The 21253-nt window shown below is 64.6% G+C and carries 24 protein-coding genes; 14 read left to right on the forward strand and 10 right to left on the reverse strand.

What is annotated here, in order from left to right; all coding sequences use genetic code 11:
* Nucleotides 1-40 precede the first annotated feature (40 nt).
* Genes GPA25_RS10845 through GPA25_RS10860 form a run of 4 tightly spaced genes read right to left on the reverse strand, consistent with a single transcriptional unit; the run spans nucleotide 41 to nucleotide 2134 of the window.
* A complete protein-coding gene (locus tag GPA25_RS10845; RefSeq protein ID WP_169260395.1) occupies nucleotides 41-523 on the reverse strand; it encodes an RDD family protein in 483 nt (160 codons plus the stop codon).
* Entirely contained in the window at nucleotides 520-972 is a 453-nt protein-coding gene (locus GPA25_RS10850; protein ID WP_169260396.1) for a DUF3106 domain-containing protein, read from the reverse strand. The genes GPA25_RS10845 and GPA25_RS10850 overlap by 4 nt, the downstream gene beginning before the upstream one ends.
* Nucleotides 945-1316, reverse strand: coding sequence for a DUF3619 family protein (locus GPA25_RS10855; protein WP_169260397.1), 372 nt, complete (start codon nucleotides 1314-1316; stop codon nucleotides 945-947). Before GPA25_RS10855 ends, GPA25_RS10850 begins: the two co-directional genes overlap by 28 nt.
* On the reverse strand, nucleotides 1313-2134 hold the full coding sequence (locus GPA25_RS10860) for an RNA polymerase sigma factor (protein ID WP_343034896.1): 822 nt from the start codon (nucleotides 2132-2134) through the stop codon (nucleotides 1313-1315). Before GPA25_RS10860 ends, GPA25_RS10855 begins: the two co-directional genes overlap by 4 nt.
* Between GPA25_RS10860 and GPA25_RS10865 the strand changes: the two genes are divergently transcribed.
* From GPA25_RS10865 to GPA25_RS10910, 10 genes are all read left to right on the forward strand, one after another.
* Nucleotides 2039-3712, forward strand: coding sequence for an acetolactate synthase 3 catalytic subunit (locus GPA25_RS10865; protein WP_343034900.1), 1674 nt, complete (start codon nucleotides 2039-2041; stop codon nucleotides 3710-3712). The two genes, GPA25_RS10860 and GPA25_RS10865, sit on opposite strands and share 96 nt — an antisense overlap.
* A 20-nt stretch (nucleotides 3713-3732) precedes the next feature.
* Nucleotides 3733-4224 carry an acetolactate synthase small subunit gene (gene ilvN / locus GPA25_RS10870; protein WP_169260399.1) on the forward strand — a complete coding sequence of 164 codons (492 nt, stop codon included), beginning with the start codon at nucleotides 3733-3735 and terminating at the stop codon, nucleotides 4222-4224.
* Nucleotides 4225-4346: 122 nt separating this feature from the next.
* Nucleotides 4347-5363, forward strand: a complete 1017-nt coding sequence (ilvC, locus tag GPA25_RS10875) for a ketol-acid reductoisomerase (RefSeq protein ID WP_169260400.1) — start codon at nucleotides 4347-4349, stop codon at nucleotides 5361-5363.
* 69 nt (nucleotides 5364-5432) lie between these two features.
* A complete protein-coding gene (locus tag GPA25_RS10880) occupies nucleotides 5433-6083 on the forward strand; it encodes a phosphatidylserine decarboxylase (protein ID WP_169260401.1) in 651 nt (216 codons plus the stop codon).
* A 112-nt stretch (nucleotides 6084-6195) separates the two neighbouring features.
* Complete coding sequence (gene pssA / locus GPA25_RS10885; RefSeq protein WP_169260402.1) at nucleotides 6196-6972, forward strand: CDP-diacylglycerol--serine O-phosphatidyltransferase; 777 nt, start codon at nucleotides 6196-6198, stop codon at nucleotides 6970-6972.
* Between the two features lie 215 nt (nucleotides 6973-7187).
* Nucleotides 7188-9068: a sulfatase-like hydrolase/transferase gene (locus GPA25_RS10890; protein ID WP_169260403.1), complete on the forward strand. Its 1881-nt coding sequence runs from the start codon at nucleotides 7188-7190 to the stop codon at nucleotides 9066-9068.
* Between the two features lie 48 nt (nucleotides 9069-9116).
* Nucleotides 9117-9788, forward strand: a complete 672-nt coding sequence (locus GPA25_RS10895) for a response regulator transcription factor (protein WP_169260404.1) — start codon at nucleotides 9117-9119, stop codon at nucleotides 9786-9788.
* On the forward strand, nucleotides 9788-11056 hold the full coding sequence (locus GPA25_RS10900) for a sensor histidine kinase (RefSeq protein WP_211163057.1): 1269 nt from the start codon (nucleotides 9788-9790) through the stop codon (nucleotides 11054-11056). The genes GPA25_RS10895 and GPA25_RS10900 overlap by 1 nt, the downstream gene beginning before the upstream one ends.
* A gap of 80 nt (nucleotides 11057-11136) precedes the next feature.
* Nucleotides 11137-11832, forward strand: a complete 696-nt coding sequence (locus GPA25_RS10905) for a class I SAM-dependent methyltransferase (protein ID WP_169260406.1) — start codon at nucleotides 11137-11139, stop codon at nucleotides 11830-11832.
* Complete coding sequence (locus GPA25_RS10910) at nucleotides 11829-12497, forward strand: lipopolysaccharide kinase InaA family protein (RefSeq protein ID WP_169260407.1); 669 nt, start codon at nucleotides 11829-11831, stop codon at nucleotides 12495-12497. The genes GPA25_RS10905 and GPA25_RS10910 overlap by 4 nt, the downstream gene beginning before the upstream one ends.
* A gap of 38 nt (nucleotides 12498-12535) precedes the next feature.
* Here GPA25_RS10910 and GPA25_RS10915 read toward each other — a convergent pair whose 3' ends face one another.
* The 4 genes from GPA25_RS10915 to GPA25_RS10930 are packed head-to-tail and all read right to left on the reverse strand — an operon-like array spanning nucleotide 12536 to nucleotide 15927.
* Nucleotides 12536-13486 carry a YcjF family protein gene (locus tag GPA25_RS10915; RefSeq protein ID WP_169260424.1) on the reverse strand — a complete coding sequence of 317 codons (951 nt, stop codon included), beginning with the start codon at nucleotides 13484-13486 and terminating at the stop codon, nucleotides 12536-12538.
* Between the two features lie 55 nt (nucleotides 13487-13541).
* Nucleotides 13542-14933, reverse strand: a complete 1392-nt coding sequence (locus tag GPA25_RS10920) for an ATP-binding protein (RefSeq protein ID WP_246265608.1) — start codon at nucleotides 14931-14933, stop codon at nucleotides 13542-13544.
* Complete coding sequence (locus GPA25_RS10925) at nucleotides 14921-15583, reverse strand: response regulator transcription factor (RefSeq protein ID WP_169260408.1); 663 nt, start codon at nucleotides 15581-15583, stop codon at nucleotides 14921-14923. The genes GPA25_RS10920 and GPA25_RS10925 overlap by 13 nt, the downstream gene beginning before the upstream one ends.
* Nucleotides 15583-15927, reverse strand: coding sequence for a PepSY domain-containing protein (locus tag GPA25_RS10930; RefSeq protein ID WP_343034897.1), 345 nt, complete (start codon nucleotides 15925-15927; stop codon nucleotides 15583-15585). The genes GPA25_RS10925 and GPA25_RS10930 overlap by 1 nt, the downstream gene beginning before the upstream one ends.
* Before the next feature lie 154 nt (nucleotides 15928-16081).
* Here GPA25_RS10930 and GPA25_RS10935 point away from each other — a divergent pair, with 154 nt between their 5' ends.
* From GPA25_RS10935 to GPA25_RS10950, 4 genes are all read left to right on the forward strand, one after another.
* Nucleotides 16082-16498, forward strand: a complete 417-nt coding sequence (locus GPA25_RS10935) for a DUF1924 domain-containing protein (protein WP_169260409.1) — start codon at nucleotides 16082-16084, stop codon at nucleotides 16496-16498.
* Nucleotides 16499-16548: 50 nt separating this feature from the next.
* Nucleotides 16549-17043, forward strand: a complete 495-nt coding sequence (locus GPA25_RS10940) for a diheme cytochrome c (RefSeq protein WP_169260410.1) — start codon at nucleotides 16549-16551, stop codon at nucleotides 17041-17043.
* A 22-nt stretch (nucleotides 17044-17065) separates the two neighbouring features.
* Nucleotides 17066-18373 carry a ferredoxin reductase family protein gene (locus tag GPA25_RS10945; RefSeq protein WP_169260411.1) on the forward strand — a complete coding sequence of 436 codons (1308 nt, stop codon included), beginning with the start codon at nucleotides 17066-17068 and terminating at the stop codon, nucleotides 18371-18373.
* A gap of 277 nt (nucleotides 18374-18650) precedes the next feature.
* Nucleotides 18651-20186 (forward strand): 2-isopropylmalate synthase, encoded by a 1536-nt coding sequence (locus GPA25_RS10950; protein WP_169260412.1) that lies wholly within the window; start codon nucleotides 18651-18653, stop codon nucleotides 20184-20186.
* A gap of 53 nt (nucleotides 20187-20239) precedes the next feature.
* On the opposite strand, the gene GPA25_RS10955 is transcribed toward GPA25_RS10950, so the two are convergent.
* Nucleotides 20240-20599: a DUF2069 domain-containing protein gene (locus GPA25_RS10955; protein ID WP_169260413.1), complete on the reverse strand. Its 360-nt coding sequence runs from the start codon at nucleotides 20597-20599 to the stop codon at nucleotides 20240-20242.
* On the reverse strand, nucleotides 20596-21195 hold the full coding sequence (gene wrbA, locus GPA25_RS10960) for an NAD(P)H:quinone oxidoreductase (RefSeq protein WP_169260414.1): 600 nt from the start codon (nucleotides 21193-21195) through the stop codon (nucleotides 20596-20598). Before wrbA ends, GPA25_RS10955 begins: the two co-directional genes overlap by 4 nt.
* Nucleotides 21196-21253: the final 58 nt, after the last annotated feature.

The following is a 21253-nucleotide window of genomic DNA, read 5'->3' on the forward strand; positions in this document are numbered from 1 at the left end:
CGAAACGCACTACCCCCGCGCGTCGCCGGGTGGGCGTGCTTCAGGGAAGCAGCACGATCCGCGTGCCCGCCAGCCGGTCATGCAGGAACTGGCGGTCACGGTCAACCAGCGCCCACAACAGGCCGACGCCGAAGCACAGCACCGACGGCCATGCCAGCGTGTAGCGCAGGAAGCAACTCGTCAGGCTTGGGGCATGACCATCGGCCGTGACCAGCCGCAGGCGCCAGGTCTGCATCGCCAGCGTCTGCCCGCGCCCGCGCCAGTACCAGACGAAATACCCGCCCAGAACCACATAGAGGTGCAGCCACGCCACCGATCCGGCCGGGGCGATGTTGAAAAAATACCCCAGCAACAGGTAAGGCACCATGAAGGTCAGCGCAAGCACGCCGAGCAGCAGCAGCGACTCGTAAAGCAAGCTCGCCAGGCGACGGCGCAGGCCGGCGAGTTCGACAACTCTGGCCTGACTCGAACTTGTGCTGGATGCAGGGTTGTTTGTATTCCGGATTGCGGTGTGTTTCGTCATTCCTGGGTGCCGCGCGCAGGCGGTCGCTGGAGGGGGCGCGGTGCGCGAGGGCCGGACTTGAGCTGACGCTCTTCGGGGGGAATGCTGCGATAACGCTGCCACTGCTCCTGCAGGGATTCGCGCCGGTCGGACGGGATGTTGCGGAGCGCGCGATACTGGTCACGCGCGTGCTCGCGCTGATCGGGCCGGAGTGTCGCCCAGTCCCTCATGCGTGCGCGGATGCGCGCCTGCTCCTCCGGAGTCAGGCGGGGGTAGCGGTCGGCAATACCGATCCACTTCTGTCGGTGCGCCTCCTCCATTCCGTTCCAGTCGTCGGAAAGCGGCGCCAGCACCTCGCGCTGGGCGACACTCAAGCTCCTCCACTGCGGAGCACCGATCGGGGTGACCGCAGCGACCGGGCCGCACAGGGCGAGCACCAGAATCAGGAGTGCGAGTCTTGCTGCAACCATGCCTTGAAATTCGCATCGAGATAAGCGTCGATCGGCAAATCGTCGATCAGCAACGCGGTGTCCACGTCCTGCAACGTGCTGACCCGCGACCATGTCATCCAGTAATCCCCACTCAGCACCACGGCCAGAATCGCGACCGCCATTGCCGCCGAACGAATCACCGGCGGGAACAGCCGACGCAAGACACTTCCGGAAAACCTGCCGGCGATGCCGTGAGCCGGGCGATGGGCGGCGATCGCACGCTCGCGCGCCTGGCGCAAGCGTGCGGAAATATCATCATCGACATCCCGCGCCGCGGCCGACAGATGGGCCGTGACCCTGCGGGCGAATGCCTGCTCGTTCATAGCACAATCCCCTTCGCCTTGAGTGCCGCGGCCAGCGTCTGCGTCGCACGCGAGCAGTGGGTTTTCACGCTCCCTTCGGAGCACCCCATCGCGGCGGCCGTCTCGGCAATATCCATTTCCTCCCAATAACGCATGAGGAAGGCTTCGCGTTGACGGTTGGGCAGGCGTTCGATTTCGCGCTCGATCGCCGCCAGGGTCCGCGCACGCTCGTAATGCCCGTGCGGCGTGCTGGCATACGCCGCATCGGAGTCGGCCGCGAGGGTATCGAGGGGATCGTTGTCGCTGTCCTGCTCATCGTCGCCGACGAAAGACGACAGGAGCGTCGTCCACGTGTTGCGCACCTTCTGCCGCCGCAGCGCGTCGTAGACGACGTTCTGCAGAATGCGCTGGAACAGCATTGGAAACTCCTCAGCCGGCCGATCGCCGTAACTGACGGAGAGCTTGAGCATCGCATCCTGCACCGCATCCAGTGCCGCGTCGTCGTTCCGCAGGGTGTAAACAGCCTGCTTGAACGCACGCTTTTCGACGCTCTGGAGAAATGCGGAGAGTTCTGCCCGGAAAGCCAGCTGGAAGTCCTTGAGAAGCCGAGTCAATCGCCGCTTTGTGCAATGCGGCAGCAGCCTTGACCAAACGGCGAGTGCCCGGTAACGTTCCGCGTTTAGAACGTGAAAATAAGCGAGTTTGCGATGGTGCTGACTGGTGCGGAAATTGTAATCAGGTGTCTGCAGGAAGAAAAGGTCGAATACGTATTCGGCTACCCGGGCGGCGCGGTGCTGTACATTTACGACGCGCTGTTCAATCAGGACAAGGTCCGCCACGTGCTGGTACGTCATGAGCAGGCGGCAGTCCATGCGGCCGACGGCTTTGCACGCAGCACCGAACAGGTCGGCGTGGCGCTGGTGACCTCCGGCCCGGGCGCCACCAATGCGGTGACCGGCATTGCGACCGCGTATTGTGACTCGATTCCGATGGTAATCATCAGCGGACAGGTTCCGACCGCCGCGATCGGTCAGGACGCCTTCCAGGAAGTCGACACCGTCGGCATTACCCGCCCCTGCGTGAAGCACAATTTCCTCGTCAAGGACGTCAAGGACATCGCCTCGACGATCAAGAAGGCCTTTTACCTCGCGAAGACCGGACGCCCGGGCCCCGTGCTGGTCGACATCCCCAAGGATGTGAGCATGCACAAGTGCGAGTTCGAGTACCCGAAAGAGGTCTCGATGCGCTCCTACAACCCGGTCGTCAAGGGCCATCAGGGACAGATCCGCAAGGCCGTGCAACTGCTGCTCGAAGCCAAGCGCCCGATGATCTACACCGGCGGCGGCGTCGTGCTGGCGAACGCTTCGGAGCAGCTGACCAAGCTCACGCGCATGCTGGGCTACCCGATCACCAATACGCTGATGGGTCTGGGCGGCTATCCCGCCAGCGACCGCCAGTACCTCGGCATGCCGGGCATGCACGGCACCTACGAAGCCAACATGGCGATGCACTACAGCGACGTGCTGCTGGCCGTGGGTGCGCGCTTCGACGACCGCGTGATCGGCGACCCGGCGAATTTCGCCGAAGAACCACGCAAGATCATCCACGTCGACATCGACCCCTCGTCGATCTCCAAGCGCGTGAAGGTCGACGTGCCGATCGTCGGCGACCTCAAGGACGTGCTGGAAGAGATGATCCGCCAGCTCGAAGCCGCGCCGGCGCGCAACAATGCCGATGCGCTCGGCACCTGGTGGAAGCAGGTCGAGGAATGGCGCAGCCGCGAGTGCATGAAGTACAAGAACTCGGACGAGATCATCAAGCCGCAGTTCGTCGTGCAGAAGCTGTGGGAAGTGACCGGAGGCAATGCCATCATCACTTCCGACGTTGGCCAGCACCAGATGTGGGCGGCCCAGTACTACCGCTTCGACAAGCCGCGCCGCTGGCTGAACTCGGGCGGCCTCGGCACGATGGGCGTGGGCCTGCCGTACGCGATGGGCGCGCAGCTCGCCAATCCGGGCACCCAGGTGGCCTGCGTGACCGGCGAAGCGTCGATCCAGATGTGCATCCAGGAATTGTCGACCTGCAAGCAGTTCCGTCTGCCGCTCAAGATCTGCAACCTGAACAACCGTTACCTCGGCATGGTGCGCCAGTGGCAGCAGCTGTTCCACGGCGAGCGCTATTCCGAGTCCTACATGGATTCGCTGCCGGATTTCGCGAAACTCGCCGAGGCCTACGGCCACGTCGGCTTCAAGATCGAGAAACCGTCTGACGTCGAAGGCGCGCTGCGTGACGCCTTTGCGCGCAAGGACGACCTGGTGTTCCTGGACTTCCAGATCGACCAGACCGAAAACGTGTACCCCATGGTTCAAGGGGGCAAGGGTCTCACCGAGATGATCCTGTCCGCCGAAGACCTGTAAGCATCGACCAGAGACTATTCATGAGACACGTCATCTCCCTGCTGATCGAGAACGAATCGGGCGCCCTGTCGCGCGTGTCGGGCCTGTTCTCGGCTCGCGGCTACAACATCGAATCGCTGACCGTCGCGCCGACCGAGGATGCCTCGATGTCGCGCATGACCATCGTCACCACCGGCTCGGACGACATCATCGAGCAGATCACCAAGCAGCTGAACAAGCTCGTCGAGGTGGTCAAGGTCGTCGACATTTCTGAAGCCGCGCATATCGAGCGCGAGCTGATGCTCACCAAGGTCCGCGCAACCGGCAAGGACCGCGAGGAGATGAAACGCATGGCGGAGATCTTCCGCGCGCGCATCATCGACGTTACCGATGCGTCCTACGTCATCGAGCTGACCGGCAACCAGTCGAAGCTCGATGCCTTCATCAGCGCCCTCGACCCTGCGCTGATCCTGGAAACGGTGCGCTCCGGCGTCTGCGGCGTCGGCCGCGGCGACCGTATCCTGAAGGTCTGACTCCGGCCTGCAGGACACGCCGTTTCCCGGCACTCCCTAGTTACCCGTTTGCGACCGGCGCGACCGCCGTTATCATGGCGGCCGCCGGGTCTCATCCCCACTGAAAGCGAAAAAGGAAAACCATGAAAGTCTATTACGACAAGGACGCCGACCTCTCCCTGATCAAGGGCAAGAAGATCACCATCGTCGGCTACGGCTCGCAGGGCCATGCCCACGCGCAGAACCTGAAGGAGTCGGGCTGCAAGATCACCGTCGGCCTGCGCAAGGACGGCGCATCGTGGAAGAAGGCCGAAGCGGCCGGACTGAAGGTCGAAGAAGTCGCCAAGGCGGTCAAGGGCGCCGACATTGTCATGATCCTGCTGCCGGACGAGAACATCCCCGGCGTCTATTACAACGACATCGAGCCGAACATCAAGAAGGGCGCAACGCTGGCCTTCGCCCACGGCTTCAACGTGCATTACAACCAGGTCGTGCCGCGTGAGGATCTGGACGTGATCATGGTCGCGCCGAAGGGCCCGGGCCACACGGTGCGTTCCGAATACCTCAAGGGCGGCGGCGTGCCGTCGCTGATCGCGATTCACCAGGATCGCTCGGGCAAGGCCAAGGACATCGCGCTGTCGTACGCGGCGGCCAACGGCGGCACCAAGGGCGGCGTGATCGAGACCAACTTCCGCGAGGAGACCGAAACCGACCTGTTCGGCGAGCAGGCCGTGCTGTGCGGCGGCGCCGTGGAACTGGTGAAGATGGGCTTCGAGACACTGACCGAAGCCGGCTACGCGCCCGAGATGGCCTACTTCGAGTGCCTGCACGAACTGAAGCTGATCGTCGACCTGATGTACGAAGGCGGCATCGCCAACATGAACTACTCGATCTCGAACAACGCCGAGTATGGCGAGTACGTGACCGGCCCCGAAGTCATCAACGCACAGTCGCGCGAAGCGATGCGCGCCGCCCTGAAGCGCATCCAGACCGGCGAATACGCCAAGATGTTCATCCAGGAAGGCAAGACCAACTACCCGTCGATGACGGCGCGTCGTCGCCTCAACGCCGCCCACCCGATCGAGCAGGTCGGTGGACAGCTGCGCGACATGATGCCGTGGATCAAGAAGAACAAGCTGGTCGACCAGTCGAAGAACTAAGCCGGTTCGCCGCCACAGGCCGGGTTCCGCATTACGCCGGAGCCCGGCCTTTTTCATCTCGGGTACGTAATGTCCAACAACAATTATCCTCATCCCATTCTGGCGCGCGAAGGCTGGCCCTTCATTGCCATCGCGCTGGCTGTAGCCCTGGTGATCAACGGTTCGGCCGGCTTCGGCTGGGCGCTGCCGTTCTGGGTGCTGTTCGTGTTCGTGGTGCAGTTTTTCCGCGATCCACCGCGCCCGATTCCGCAGGGGGCAAAGGATGTGCTTGCGCCCGCCGACGGCCGCATCGTAGCCATCGAGCCGGTGCGCGACCCTTACCTGGACCGCGACTGCATCAAGATCAGCGTGTTCATGAACGTGTTCAACGTGCACTCGAACCGTATCCCGGTCGACGGTGACGTGATCGAACGCTGGTACAATGCCGGGCGTTTCGTGAACGCCGCGCTCGACAAGGCCTCAGTCGAGAACGAACGCAACGCCCTGCACCTGCGCACCAGCAATGGACAGGACGTCACCTGCGTGCAGGTGGCCGGTCTCGTGGCACGACGCATCCTGTGTTACGTCGAACCGGGCGCCAAGGTCTCGCGCGGCCAGCGTTACGGCTTCATCCGCTTCGGCTCGCGCGTCGACCTGTACCTGCCGACCGGCACGCGTGCGCGTGTGACGATCGGCGACAAGGTGTCGGCCTCCAGCACCATCCTCGCCGAACTGCCCTGAGCGGACTCGACGGCCTACGCATCGAGGCGGCCGTCATGGCCGCCCGGCGCTGCGGTAGAATCGGCACTTCAACAGCTCGCGCCCCCGGCCCGCAGAGGGAAAAGCCATCTCCATGCCCCTGATTTCAGTCGAAAAACGCCGTCGCGGCATCTATATCCTGCCCAACCTGTTCACGACCGCAGCGCTGTTCGCTGGCTTCTACGCGATCGTGCAGGCGATGAACCAGCGTTTCGAAGTCGCCGCCGTGGCGATCTTCGTCGCGATGGTGCTCGACGGGCTCGACGGGCGCGTGGCGCGCCTGACGCGCACCCAGAGCGCTTTCGGCGCCGAATACGATTCGCTGTCCGACATGGTGTCCTTCGGTGCGGCGCCTGCGCTGGTGGTGTATGAGTGGGCGCTCAAGGACACCGGCAAATTCGGCTGGATCGCGGCCTTCATCTACTGCGCCGGCGCCGCGCTGCGACTGGCACGCTTCAACACCAACATCGACGTCGTCGACAAGCGCTACTTCCAGGGGCTGCCCAGCCCGGCTGCGGCCGCGCTGATTGCCGGACTGGTGTGGGTGGTGATCGACAACGACATATCCGGGCAGGACGTGCGCTGGTTTGCCGGCGCACTGACGATCTTTGCCGGGGTGTCGATGGTCAGCAACGTGCTGTTCTGGAGCGGCAAGGACATCAACCTGCGCAAGAGCGTGCCCTTCATCGTCGTGATCGCGCTGGTGATGGCGTTTGCGCTGGTTTCGAGCTATCCGCCGGGCGTGCTGTTCGCGCTGTTCCTGGTGTATGCCGGTTCGGGCTACGTGACCTACGTCCTGCGCTGGATGCAGCGCCGCCGCGCCGCCGCTGCCCCCACGCCGACCGAGCCACCGCGCGACACCGACGAGTAAGCCGCAGCGGGTGCCGCTGCGGCCTTCTTCGGAGCGGCACTGGCGCCACGCTCGCAAGAGCACGGAGTTCAAGGCTGCGGATGTTGGCCCACGCGCCACGGCGGCTCGCCTAAATTGCTGAGCGAGCACGAGTTTCACGAATTCTTCACACTGTTTTGAGCGTCGCTTGACGCGAGGACTGCCAGGATGTGCCCCGCCCGCATCCGGAGTCCTGCATGTCTGCCCTACCCTCGTCCCGCAAGCTCAATACCTTTTTCGTGGTCACCTGGCTGTTGGCGCTCGCGCAGCTGCTCAGCCAGCAGGGTCCTCTGCAGTATGCAAGCCTGCCGGTCGCGGCCTGGACGCTGGTCGCCACGCTGACCTATGCGTTCATGTATGTCCTGCCGGCGCTGCTGATCGGGCATGTGCTGCGACGCGCGCTGGCCGCGCGTCCGACCTTCCGTTACGGCGCAGCGCTCCTCGGCGCCACGGTCGTGACGCTTGCCGGACTGACCCAGATCCTGCTGTTCGCGGACCGGGTCATCCACGAGATGTACGGTTTTCACATCAACGGCTTCGTTGTGAATCTGGTATTTACGCCCGGCGGCGTCGCCTCGCTGGGCGCGAGTCGCAGCACCGAGATAACCGCGAGCCTGATCGTGCTGGGGCTGTGCGCGCTGCAAGCCGCGGCATACGTGTGGACGATGCGTCGCGAGGCTGTCATCGGCGACCGGCGCGTACGCTGGGCTTGGGCACTGGCGGCATTCTTCATGCTGACCTCCGCGGAACGCATCGCCTACGGCTACAGCGAGATGTCGAACTATCAGCCGATTCTGTTCGCCAGCGAGCGTTTCCCGCTGTATCAGCCGCTGACCTTTCGCAACTTCGCCCAGCGTCTGGGCTTCAAGGTGGATGGGGCGAACGCGCAGAGCATGCAGGTGCAGCAAGGCGCGCTGAGCTATCCGCAGGCGCCGCTGCGCGTCGTGGCACCGCAGCGGCCCTTGAATGTGGTGTGGCTGGTGGCCGAATCGCTGCGCTTCGACATGCTCGACGCGACGATCATGCCCAGGCTGTGGACGTTCTCGAATGATGCGCTGCGTCTGGAGAAGCACTTCAGCGGCGGCAACATGACGCAGATGGGCGTGTTCTCGATGTTCTACGGACTGTACGGGAATTACTGGTTCCCGATGCTGGCGGCGCGGCGCTCGCCGGTGCTGATGGACGTGCTGCAGCAACAGAACTACCAGTTCAGCCTGAACACGAGCCAGCGTTTTACCTACCCGGCCTTCGACAAGACGGTGTTCGCCGGCATACGTCCCGAGGATTTGCATCCGCTCGAGAACGGCGCTCCGGCGTGGCAGCGCGACGTGCGGAACATCGACTCGCTGATTGATTTCATTGACCGGCGCGACCCCGCGCGGCCGTTCATGACTTATATGTTTTTCGAGTCGACGCACGCAAATTACGACTACCCCGAGGACGCGAAGATCGCCGGCCCGGTACTGGAGGACTTCAATTACCTGACCGCGGACTTCTCGTCGCAGATCCACCTGATCAAGAACCGCTACATCAATGCCGCCCACCACGTGGATCAGCAGATTGGGCGGCTGATCGACCATCTGCGCGAGCGCGATCTGCTGGAGAACACGGTGGTGATCGTGCTTGGGGATCACGGCGAGGAGTTCATGGAGCGCAGTCGCTGGGGCCACAGCGCCGAGTTCAACCGTTTCCAGACCAGCACCCCGGGTGTGATCCGCGTGCCAGGCCGTAGCCCTGCGGTCATCACCGGCATCACCAGCCATCTCGACCTTCCGGCCACGCTGATGCCCTTGCTGGGGGTACAGAATCGACCCGAAGATTATTCGCTCGGTCACGATCTGCTGGCAAAGGATTTCCATCGTGACTATGCCGTCGCGGCGGACTGGAACCGTATTGCGTATATCGGCGACGATTTCAAGGTGACGTTCCCGATCAATGCGGTGGGCGCGGCACGCAATGAGGTCACCGACGGCGATGACCGACCAATCACTGAGACGGGTAACGCCATCGCATCAATCCGCGCCGCAATGGTGGAGATCATGGCCAACCTGGCGCGTTTCAGCCGGCACCGCGGATAATGTCGCGCATGGCGCACGCGCGCCGGCAGCGACAGGAGAAAAGCCCGCATGCGGCTATTGGTGGTGGAAGACAATCGCGACATTCTTGCGAATCTCGCGGATTACCTCGGACTGAAAGGCTACGAGGTGGACTGCGCACAGGATGGCCTGACCGGCCTGCATCTGGTCGCGACGCAGCGCTACGATCTGATCGTGCTCGACGTGATGCTGCCGGGGATGGACGGCTATACGCTATGCCAGCGCCTGCGCGACAGCGAGCACGGTCACACGCCAGTGATCATGCTGACGGCGCGTGACGCGCTCGACGACCGCCTGCAGGGTTTCCGCATGGGGGCCGACGATTACCTGACAAAGCCGTTCGCGCTGTCCGAACTGGCGGCCCGCATCGAAGCCGTGTTGAAACGCAGCCGCGGCGGCGGGCGGCGGCAGTTGAACGTGGGCGACCTGCGCTACGACCTCGACACCCTCGAGGTCACGCGCGCGGGACAGACGCTGCACGTCGGGCCGATTGGACTCAAGCTGCTCGCACTGCTGATGCAGAAAAGCCCCGGCGTGGTGCCACGCGAGGCCCTCGAAAGCGCGCTGTGGGGCGACTCACCGCCCGACAGCGACAGCTTGCGCAGCCACATTCACACACTGCGCCAGCAGATCGACAAGCAGTTCGGCACGAATCTGCTGCATACGGTGCATGGCGTCGGCTACCGCCTGGCCGAACTGTGATGCTGCGCAAACAGAGTCTCGCCAGCCGCATCGTGGTGGCGTTCGTGCTGATGGCCGCAGTCGGGGCGGGAATGTTCTCGGTAATTATCATCAACATGGTCGAGAGCGTCGAAATACAGTTGATTTCCGAGTCGCTCAACCGCCATCTCGACTTCATCACCGACGAAGCCGATCAGGGGCTTCGCCCGCATCTCGCCCCGGGGCTGGAGCTCCATGTTGCTCCGGTCGGCGCAACCGGGTCGATCCCCGCGTGGCTCGCCACGTTTCCGCCCGGGCTTCACGAAACCGAGAGCGATGACGAGGCCTATCACGTGCTGGTACGCGACCAGGGCGGGCAACGTTACTTCCTGGTGCTCGACCAGCGGGATTTCGAGCATCGCGAGGCGATGCTCGAGCTTGCGGTATCGATCGGCTTCGTCCTTGCGGTCCTCGCCGCGTGGCTGCTCGGCACCGCCCTCGCACGAACGGTGATTGCACCGGTGGTGCGGCTATCGGGGCAAGTCCAGCATCGCGACCAGTTGCTGCCGCTGGCGCCGCCGCTGGCTGCGGAATACGCCGACGACGAAGTCGGCAAACTGGCCGCCGCATTCGACACCGCGCTGGGACAGCTGCGCCAGGCGCTGGAGCGCGAACAACTTTTCACCAGCGACGTCAGCCATGAACTGCGCACGCCGCTGATGGTGATTGCCAGCTCGTGCGAACTGCTGCAGGCGCAGGGCATCGCCGCGAACCAGCGCGCGCAGTTCGAACGCATCACGCGGGCGTGTGCCGAAATGCAGGAACTGGTGGAAACCTTTCTCGGCCTTGCGCGCGGCCCTCAGGCCAAGGGCAGCCAGCTCGCCGGCTGCTCGCTGGCGAAGGCGGCGGACGAACAGTTTCAGCGTTGGCTCCCCGAAGCGGCACAGCGCGAGCTGACGCTCGAGCTGGTGACCGAAGCAGGCGACAGCGGCAGCTATCCCGCGCCCCTGCTGCGCGCCGTACTGGCAAATCTGGTACGCAACGCGATCCATTACACCGACCGCGGCTTTGTCCGCCTGGTATTGCGCCACGGCGGTTTCAGCGTGGTCGATTCCGGCGCGGGCATCCCCGAAGCGGAACGTGCGCATGTCTTCCGCCCGTTCGCGCGGGGCGAGGCGAGCCGCGGTGACGGTATCGGCATCGGCCTGTCGCTGGTAAAGCGCATTTGCGACCGACAGGACTGGAAGATCGCGCTGACCGCACGCGAAGGCGGCGGTTGCGAATTTCGCGTCGATCTGCGGGCGTCTTGACGCTTTCTTGACATCGCCTGTACGAGCGCTTCACCGCGCCCCCCGTAGTCTGCGAGGCATCGCAAACCGCGGAGCCCGCAATGCCCGACACCGCCACACAGCCCGTCAAACTTCCGTTCTCCGACAAGTATGACCGGCAACACGCACACGCCTATTTCGAGAAACACCGCGACGGCCTCGCCCGGCGCCTGTCACACTGGCGTGACGAGCAGCTCGCCCGCAAAGCGCTGGCGCTGGCCGGACATCCCAGCCTGGTGCTCGACCTGCCCAGCGGTGCCGGGCGCTTCTGGCCGCTGCTCGCCGAGCAGCCCAACCGCGTCATCATCGGCGCCGACAACTCGGCCGACATGCTCGACGTGGCGCGCGCATCGCAGTCGCCTGCCGTGCTGGAACGGGTGCGCACACTGCAGACCTCGGCGTTCGACATCGATCTGCCGGATCGCTCCGTCGATTGCATCTTCTCGATGCGCCTGATGCACCACATCGGTGAGTCCGGTCACCGGCTGGCGATGCTGCGCGAGTTCCGCCGCGTTACCCGCGACACCGCAATCATCTCGCTGTGGGTCGATGGCAATTACAAGGCCTGGAAACGCCAGCGGCTCGAACAGGATCGCTCGCGACGCGCGCGGCGCGGTATCCAGAACCGCTTTGTGGTCCCGGCGCGCACGGTCGAACAGGAGTTTCGCGCCAGCGGTTTCCGGATCCTCGGCCATTACGACTTCCTGCCGCTGTATGCGATGTGGCGGGTGTACGTGCTGCGGAGGGCCGGCGCATGAGCGCCGCACTCCCGATCCACGCCCACGCCGGGAGCCGGCCGGACGAATTTGCGTACTGGTGGAATACCGCCGGTGAGTGGGTGGAACCGCCAAACGAACGACGCAGGGGTTGGAGCGGCATGTTGCGCGTGCGGCACCGTGGCGAACTGGTGTACGTGAAACGTCAGCGCAACCACCTTTGCCACACTTTGCTTCACCCGCTCGGTTGGCCGACGGCGAGCCGCGAATGGTTCTATCTCAAGCGCCTGAAGGATCTCGGGATCGGCACACCGACTCCGCTGTTCCATGGCACGGCACGCAGCCGCGACGGCGTCCAATCCCTGCTGGTCACCGAAGAACTGCGCGGATTCCAGCCGCTGAGCGCACAGACGGATCTGACCTGGGCACAGCGCGGCGTCCTCGCCCGCGAGCTCGGTCGCGTTCTCGGTACGCTGCACCGCGCGCGGCTTCAGCACAGCTGCCTGTACGACAAACACATCATGGTGCGCTGGCGCGGCAACGCACCCGAGGTGGCATTGATCGACCTCGAAAAGATGCGCAGCCGGCTGAGCCGTTATGCCGCAGCCCGGCATGATCTCGACCAGCTGGGCCGGCATCAGGACGTCTGGTCAAGCGACGAGTGGAGCCTGCTCGAATTGAGCCACGCCGCCAAACTCGCGGCATGAACCTCGTGCGAGGGGCGGCGCGGCCCCTTGCTGCCCCCTTAGCGCCCCAACTCAGCGGTGAGTTTCTTGAGATCGAGCGTGCGGGCGCGTTCTGCAATCTCTGGCGCGTAACGCTGTTGCAGGCCGCGGGCATTGTCGAGCAGTTGCGCAAAGCTCGCCTTGAGCGCCGCGGCGTCCAGCCTGCGGCCGTCAGCGTAGTAGCGCCTGGCGACATGGCCAAGCGCATAGGTCGTCGCGAACGAGAACGCGGAGCCGGTCGCCTCGCTGCCGATCGTCCGCCCCACCCGCCCCAGCACCTTGCCCAGCAGGCCACCGACGAGCTTGCGGCCGAATTGCTCGACGTACTGCGAGGTGAGGCCGACGCCAACGGTCGCAAGGAAGTCGGTGATGTGGCCGCGGTCCAGCTCGAAACCGTGCGCCTTGCCGACGCGATACACGAGCCGCGTCTGCAACGGGATGATCGCCATCGATGCGAGCGACTCGGGCAGCAGCTCCAGGGCACCGTTGAGGATCGCCGCATTCAGGATCATGCGATCGAGCTCGGTCTGGTCCGGGCCGGCCGGGATACTCGGCACTGCGACCGGTGGCGCCTCCGGCAGCGGGCGGTTGACCGGAGCGTCCGCCAGTGCGTCCGCATCGCGGATGATGGCGGCCGACTCCCTGCGTCCCAGCGCCAGCAATTCACTCAACCTGTCGAGAAAAGCCGTCTCGCCGGCATCATGCACGCCGTCGGCATCGCACACGCCCACCGCCATCTCGAACGCGAGCTGCTTCAGCTCGAGCGTATCCAGCCCCGTGACGGCCTGCTCGAGGGTCACGCGCTTGAGCAGCACGTCCTGATACAGCGCCATCACATCGAGGCCGGCCTGGGCCGACAAGGCCTCCGCCGTGCGGCGGACATGCTCGCGCTCGCGCGGATCATTGTGGCCGTCGGCAAACGCTGCCATCAGGCAGACGGTCAGGAGGGAACGCGTTTGTTCAGCTGTCATCATTGGTTCTCGCAAACAATAAACGTTGAATACATGGGGAGGTAGTGCAGCGAACTCAAGCTGCCGGCAGCGTCAACATCGCGCGCAGACCACCGGCCGGCGATTGCACAAGCGCGACATCGCCACCATATAGCTGCGCGAGATCCCGCACGATGCCCAGTCCCAGCCCGGAGCCCGGCATCTGCTCATCGGCACGCACGCCGCGCGCAAACATCGCTTCGCGTTCCACAGGAGGCAAACCGGGGCCATCGTCGTCGATCAGGATCACGACCCTGCCGTCGCCAGCCGACGCCGATACGAGCACGCGCGACTTCGCCCACTTGCAGGCGTTGTCGACCAGATTGCCGAGCATCTCCTGCAGGTCCTGCTCCTCGCCGCGAAATGCCACATCCGAGGCATCGCCAGCGAACGCTTCGATCCCGATCTGCAGATTGCGTTCCGCATGGACACGCCGCATCACGCGCAGCAACCCTTCAACCACCGGCCGCAGCGGCGTACGCAGGCCCGGCACCTGAATCGCCGCCGCCGCACGCGCACGTGCCAGGTGGTAATCGACCTGACGCTGCGCCGTCGCCACCTGCTCGGCCACCAGACGCGCCAGCACGCCCTGCTCGCGCGCCGCGGCATTGCCGAGCACGGCAAGCGGCGTCTTGATCGCATGCGCGAGATTGCCGGCCTGGGTCCGCGCACGGGCGACCACTTCGGCGTCGTGCAGCAGCACCGTGTTGAGCTCATCGACAAGCGGCTGGACCTCGCTCGGAAACGCCCCGTCGAGCCGCCGGCTGCGCCCCTCTCGTACCTCCACGAGTCCGCGGCGCAGTTGCCGCAAGGGTGCGAGGCCGAAAAACACCTGCAGCGCCACCGCAACGACCAGCCCTGCCGCCAGCATGCCAAGCGCAATCACCAGCAGACCAACGAACTCGCGCACCGGATCCGTCATGCCACGCTCGTCGGCCGCGACAATCAGGCGTAACGGCCGATCCGGACCTTCCGCTGGGGCAATCACGCGCTCCATCATCACCAGCGGCTCCTCGTCCGGGCCGCCAATCCGATGTACGTGAATCTCGCCATCCTTTGGGCTATCGCCCGGCACGCGCAGCGTCGCATCCCACAAGGAGCGCGAACGCAAGGTCGCGACCAAGGCCTCCGGGCCGGCCTGATCGACCTGCCAGTAGAGGCCCGAATAAGGTCTGTGCAGGCGCGGGTCGCTCAGCTCGGCGCGCAGACGCGGCACACCGTCGACGGCCATCTCGATGTTCGCGGTGAGCTGATCGAGATGAATGCGCAGTTCTGCCTCGAAACGCGCCGCAACGTGCTGGCGAAAAAGATCCGCCAGCACGCAGCCAGTCAGTGTCAGCGCACCCATTATCCAGACCAGGCTGCCGACCAGCAGCCGCACACGCAGCGATCGGCGCGGAGCAGGCGGCGACACGCTCATGCCGGGCATGCCAGCCGGTATCCCAGCCCTCGCACCGTCTCGATCAGTCCCGGCGGCAGCTTCTTGCGCAGGCGGCCGATGAAGACTTCAATCGTGTTCGAGTCGCGTTCGAAATCCTGCGCATAAATGTGTTCCGTCAGTTCGCTGCGCGAAACCACCTCGCCCTTGCGGTGCATCAGGTAGCTCAGCACGCGCAACTCGTGACTGGTCAGCGTCACCGCGCGCCCTTCGACGGTGACCCGCCCCGCGCGCGTATCGAGCAGTACCGGCCCGCACACGAGTTCGGCGCTCGCATGACCACCGGCGCGGCGGATCAGGGCGCGCAGACGCGCAAGCAGCTCCTCCATGTGAAACGGCTTGGTCAGGTAATCGTCCGCGCCCGCATCGATTCCCGCCACCTTCTCGTGCCAGTTGTCGCGCGCAGTCAGGATCAGCACCGGCACCGTGCGGCCCGCGGCACGCCACTGCTTCAGCACCGTCAGGCCATCCATCAGCGGCAAGCCCAGATCCAGCACCACGGCGTCGAGTGTCTCGACCTCGCCGATGAAATGCGCGTCACGACCGTTGTCCGCGCGATCGACCGCATACCCTGCTTCGCTCAGGGCATCGACCAGTTGTCGCGCCAGCGTCGGCTCGTCCTCCACGACCAGGATCCGCATCAACGTTTTCCTCCTTCCGAGCCCTCGCGTTTGCGGTCGCGCCCCTTGACACCTAGCACCGTCCCGTCACGCCCGTCGACCTCGAGCTTGCGCAATGCGCCGCCGCTCTGGAGCACCTTGATCTCATATATCCATCGCTCGTGCTCGCGCTCCAGCTCCACCTCCACCACCTTGCCGGGGTAATCGCGCTCGACCCTGTCGAGGATGGCGCGCAGCGGCATCACCTCGCCGCGCTCGAGTGCTGCACGCGCACGATCGTGATCGTACGCCTCGTCCGCCATCACGCCCGAGGCGGCAGATACGGCCAGCCAGGCCAATGCAACAGTCAGGACAGCAGCGCGCACCGGGATCTCCCATTCATGGTGATGTGTTACCGGTTTCTACCAGTTGGAGAGTGAACCGTACATGAACGCGGGCTTCAGCATCGGTTCAGTTGCCGCGCCGCACACTGCAAGCACGCTCAATGACAAAACGCACCCCTTGAGGACACATGAAATCATGACACTTTCACACTACGCAATCGCTTTCCTGTGCGCACTGGGGCTGGCCAACACGACCTTCGCCGGTCCGCGCGACGCGCTGCTCGAACGCTATGCCATGACCGCCAAGGCGGCGGAGCCCGCATTCGCCGGCTTTTCCGCCAACCGCGGCGAAGCACTCCACCGGACCGAGCACGCCAAAGGCAAGGCCGACACCCCCGCGTGCACCTCGTGCCATGGACCAAATGTCCGCGCGGCCGGTCGCACCCGCTCGGGCAAACCGATCGAGCCGATGGCCATTTCGGTGTCGCCGGAGCGCTACCTGGACACAGCGAAAGTGGAGAAATGGTTCAAGCGCAATTGCGACGAGGTACTCGGCCGTGAGTGCACACCGCGCGAAAAGGGTGATTGGCTCGCCTATATGACTAGCCAGTAGGCCGTGTGGAATCGTCGCTTCGCCCCCTTCCGACTCTCAGGAGAACACAAATGAACTTACCCGTTCGCTCCATCGCCGCCGCTCTGCTCGTCATCGGACTGACTGCCGCGGTGCTCGACAAGGCCCGCGCCGGCGGCGATGACTACTTCCCGCCGGTGACGCACAAGCTCACCACCGACGAGTGCGGCAGCTGTCACATGGCATTCCCGCCAGCGATGCTGCCAGCCGCATCCTGGCGCCGCATGATGAACGAACTCGACCAGCACTTCGGCGACAACGCCAGTGTCGACGCCGAGACTGCGGCGAGCATCACGCGCTACCTCGTGGCCAACGCCGCCGACACCGGCGGCCGCACGTACGGGCGCAAATTGATCCGCGGGGTCTCGAACGGTGCCGCGCCGCAACGCATCACCGAACTGCCGAAATGGGTGCATGAGCATGACGAAGTCTCGCCCCGCGAATGGAAGCAGAAGGACGTCGGCTCGAAGGCGAACTGCCCCGCCTGTCACGTCGACGCCCAGCTCGGTTATTTCGAGGACGACTGAGCGTACGCCGCCGATCCTCATCATGACGCCGATCCTCGTCAGCTTCCTTTCGCTCGTAACCGCTGTCTGGGTACTGACCCTACCGCCGGACAGCGCCGCCGGCGCCCTGCCGTGGGCGCTGCGCCAGGAGGCGCTTTACCTCACGGGTCTGTGGGCATTCTCATTCATGTCGCTGGCGATCCTGCTGGCCACACGGCCAGCCTGGCTGGAGCGCCCGCTCGGCGGCATGGACCGCGTCTACCGCCTGCACAGATGGGCCGGCATTCTTGCGATCGGCGCCGCGGCACTGCACTGGCTGGTCGAAATGTCCGACGACCTCATCAAGGCCTTCTTCGGCCGCGAGGGCCGGCTGCCGAAGGAGCATGAAGGCGGCTTTCTCGAGGTCATGCGCGACCTGGCCGAGGAGCTCGGCGAATGGGCCATCTACGCGCTGCTGGCGATGCTCGTACTGGCACTGTGGAAGCGATTCCCGTATCGACTGTGGCGCCCGATCCATCACGTGATGCCGGTACTGTATGCCATGCTCGCGATCCACGCCGCCTTCCTGGCGCCGCTTGCATACTGGACCAGCACCGCCGGCGCACTGCTCGCACTCCTGATCGGCAGCGGCATGTTCGCCGCCGTCCGATCGCTGTCGGGACGCGTCGGCCGCACGCGCCAGGTCAACGGCGTCATCGAGGTCGTGCGGCAGCCCGTACCGGACATCACCGAAGTCGTCTGCCGGCTCGATGCCGGCTGGCGCGGCCACCAGCCCGGTCAGTTTGCCTTCGCCACCTTCGACCGCATCGAAGGCGCCCACCCCTTCACGATCGCCAGCGCCAACCGCGGCGACCGCCGCATCAGTTTCCAGATCAAGGCGCTTGGCGATTACACCCGCGGGCTGGGCGCACGCCTGCAACCCGGCCAACCGGTGCGGGTCGAAGGTCCCTACGGTTGCTTCGACTTCCGTCGTGCGCGTAAGGGCGGCCAGATCTGGATCGCCGGCGGCATCGGCGTCACGCCCTTCCTCGCATGGCTCGAATCCCTGCAAAGCTCCCCACAGGACGCCCCCGACACCGATTTCTATTACTGCACCCGTCACCGTGACAAGGATCCCTTCGTACCGCGCCTCGAAGTCCTGTGCGCGTCCCTGCCGACAATCCGCCTGCACATCCGCAGCAGCGACCGCGACAGCCAACTCACCGCGCAGGCGCTGCACGGCCGCCATGGTGACGCCCCGACGGAAATCTGGTTCTGCGGCCCGCGCCCGTTCGCCGATACGCTGCGCAACGGCCTGCGGAAACTCGGCGCGCACATGCGCTTCCATCAGGAGGCGTTCGAACTGCGCTGAACCGGTGCGCAATCGCGTCGATCGCAAAAAACAATCGGCCGCGCGCTTGCGCAATTTCCGACGCCTGTTTTATAGTCGTACGCATGGCTTTCGAACGCGACCTCTCCCTCCTGTCGCTTCGCCTTCTCCCGGCGGGCCTGCTGCTGCTTGGCCCGCTGCTGCGCCCCGCGCGCTAAATACACCCTCCCCCTCGTGTTGTTCGTCTGCCGCCAGCGTGAAAGCGCAGGCCGTTTGTCATATCCGCTTTTTGATTTCCCCCTTCCAGCAGGAGCCGACGATGAAAGACCAGTTGATCGTATTCGATACCACCTTGCGCGACGGCGAACAAAGTCCGGGCGCCTCGATGACCCGTGAAGAGAAATTGCGCATCGCCCGCCAACTGGAACGGATGCGCGTCGACGTCATCGAAGCCGGCTTCCCCGCAGCGTCCAATGGTGACTTCGAATCGGTACGTGCAATTGCCGAGGTGATCAAGGAATCGACGGTCTGCGCGCTGGCACGGGCCAACGAAAACGACATCCGGCGCGCCGGCGAAGCCATCCGCCCGGCCGCACGCGGGCGCATCCACACCTTCATCGCCACCAGCCCGATCCACATGGAAAAGAAGCTGCGCATGACGCCGGACGAAGTCGTCCAGCAAGCCGTACGCGCGATCGGCTGGGCGAAGGAATACACGGACGACATCGAGTTCTCGGCTGAAGATGCCGGCCGCTCGGACATCGACTTCCTCTGCCGCATCTTTGAAGCCGTCATCGAAGCGGGCGCGAAGACGATCAACGTGCCCGACACCGTCGGCTACAACGTGCCGGAACAGTACGCCGCCACCATCCGCACCTTGATCGAGCGCGTCCCCGATTCCGGCAAGGTGATCTGGTCGGTGCATTGCCACAACGACCTCGGACTCGCCGTCGCCAACTCGCTCGCCGCGGTGATGGCGGGCGCGCGCCAGATCGAATGCACGATCAACGGCCTCGGCGAACGGGCCGGCAATGCCGCCCTCGAGGAACTCGTGATGGCCGTGCGTACGCGCCAGGACGTGTTCCCCTGCGACACCCGCATCGATGCCACGCAGATCGTGCCAGCGTCGAAACTCGTGTCCGGCGTGACCGGTTTCCCGGTACAGCCCAACAAGGCCATCGTCGGCGCCAATGCCTTCGCACACGAGTCCGGCATCCATCAGGACGGCGTGCTCAAGCATCGGGAAACCTACGAAATCATGCGTGCCGAGGAGGTCGGCTGGGGAGCCAACAAACTCGTGCTCGGCAAGCATTCCGGGCGCAATGCTTTCCGCAGTCGCTTGCAGGAAATCGGCATCGTCGTGGATTCCGAAGATCAGTTGAACCACGCTTTTGCGCGCTTCAAGGAACTCGCCGACAAGAAGCACGAGATCTTCGACGAGGATCTCCAGGCGCTGATGAGCGACGAGCAGGTGACACCCGATCACGAGTACTTCCGCCTGCTCGCATCACGCTTCCACTCGGAGACCGGTGAAACACCGCAGGCCGAACTCACGATCTCCGTGGGTGGCCAGGAAACCCGCACTCGCTCGGACGGTTCCGGTCCGGTCGACGCCGCCTTCAAGGCGATCGAAGCGGTGGCGAAGAGCGGCACCGAGCTGCTGCTCTATTCGGTGAACGCGATCACCACCGGCACCGACGCGCAGGGCGAAGTCACCGTGCGGCTCGCGCAGGAAGGCAAGGTCGTCAACGGTCAGGGCGCCGACACCGACATCATCGTCGCCTCGGCCAAGGCCTACCTCAACGCCTTGAACAAGTTGCACAACAAGTTCGAGAAACTGAATCCGCAGGTATAAGTCCCGCGACTCGGTCCGCGTGGCCGCAGGCAACTCCGCCTGCAGCCACGCTCTCAGGGATTTTCGCGTGCCTGCCGCGACGGCGCCGCGACGCGCGCATACAGCACCGCGCAGGCGAACAACAAACCCGCCAAAACTGCCTCAATGATCGCAAGCACACCTGCCAGACCGGGATCCGTCGCGCGCACCACGCCTTCGACGAGGTACAACAACACCAGCATCGTCAGCCACTGGTAGGTGTAACGCCGCCCCTTCAGCACGCCGAACAGCGCCCCCATCAAGGGCAGCGCCTTCAGGATCATCCACGAGCCCCCCGGGCGCAGCGGCGCAAGCCACGCTTCCCACATCACGCACAGCGCGATCAGCGCCACCAGCAGGACGCTCGATGCCAGATTCAAACTGCGCGCGTTCATGCCGCGTCCGCGAGCTTGAGTGCCACCTGCGCCAAGCGCCGCCCGTGCGCCACCGCCAGCTCCACTTCCTCCGCCGTCAGCTGCGGGTTGCCGTCACCCCCCGCGACGTGACTCGCGCCATAGGGGGTGCCGCCACTGTGCGTGCGATTGAGGGCCGTCTCGGTATACGGCAGGCCGACGATCAGCATGCCGTGGTGCAGCAGCGGCAGCATCATCGACAGCAATGTCGACTCCTGCCCGCCATGCTGGCTCGCCGTCGACGTGAATACCGCCGCCGGCTTGCCCACCAGCGTGCCGTTCACCCATTCGGCCGCCAGGCCATCAAGAAAATACTTCATCGGCGCCGCCATGTTGCCAAAGCGGGTCGGACTGCCCAGAGCCAGCCCGATGCACTCGTCCAGATCGCGTGTCTCGACATAAGGCGGCCCCGACAACGGAATGTCATCCTCAACGGCCTCGCACACTGTCGATACCCTCGGCACAGTCCGAACTCGCGCTGCAATCCCCGGCACCTGATGAATCCCGCGGGCGACATGTTCGGCAAGCGCTCTCACCGAACCACGATGGCTGTAATAAAGTACAAGGATCTCTTTCATCTGGGCAGGCGTGGCTAGAATTGCGGCATTATACCCGCCCCTCCAGGCACCCCTGGCC

The organism is Aromatoleum diolicum (genome assembly GCF_012910955.1).
GTDB classification, from domain to species: domain Bacteria; phylum Pseudomonadota; class Gammaproteobacteria; order Burkholderiales; family Rhodocyclaceae; genus Aromatoleum; species Aromatoleum diolicum.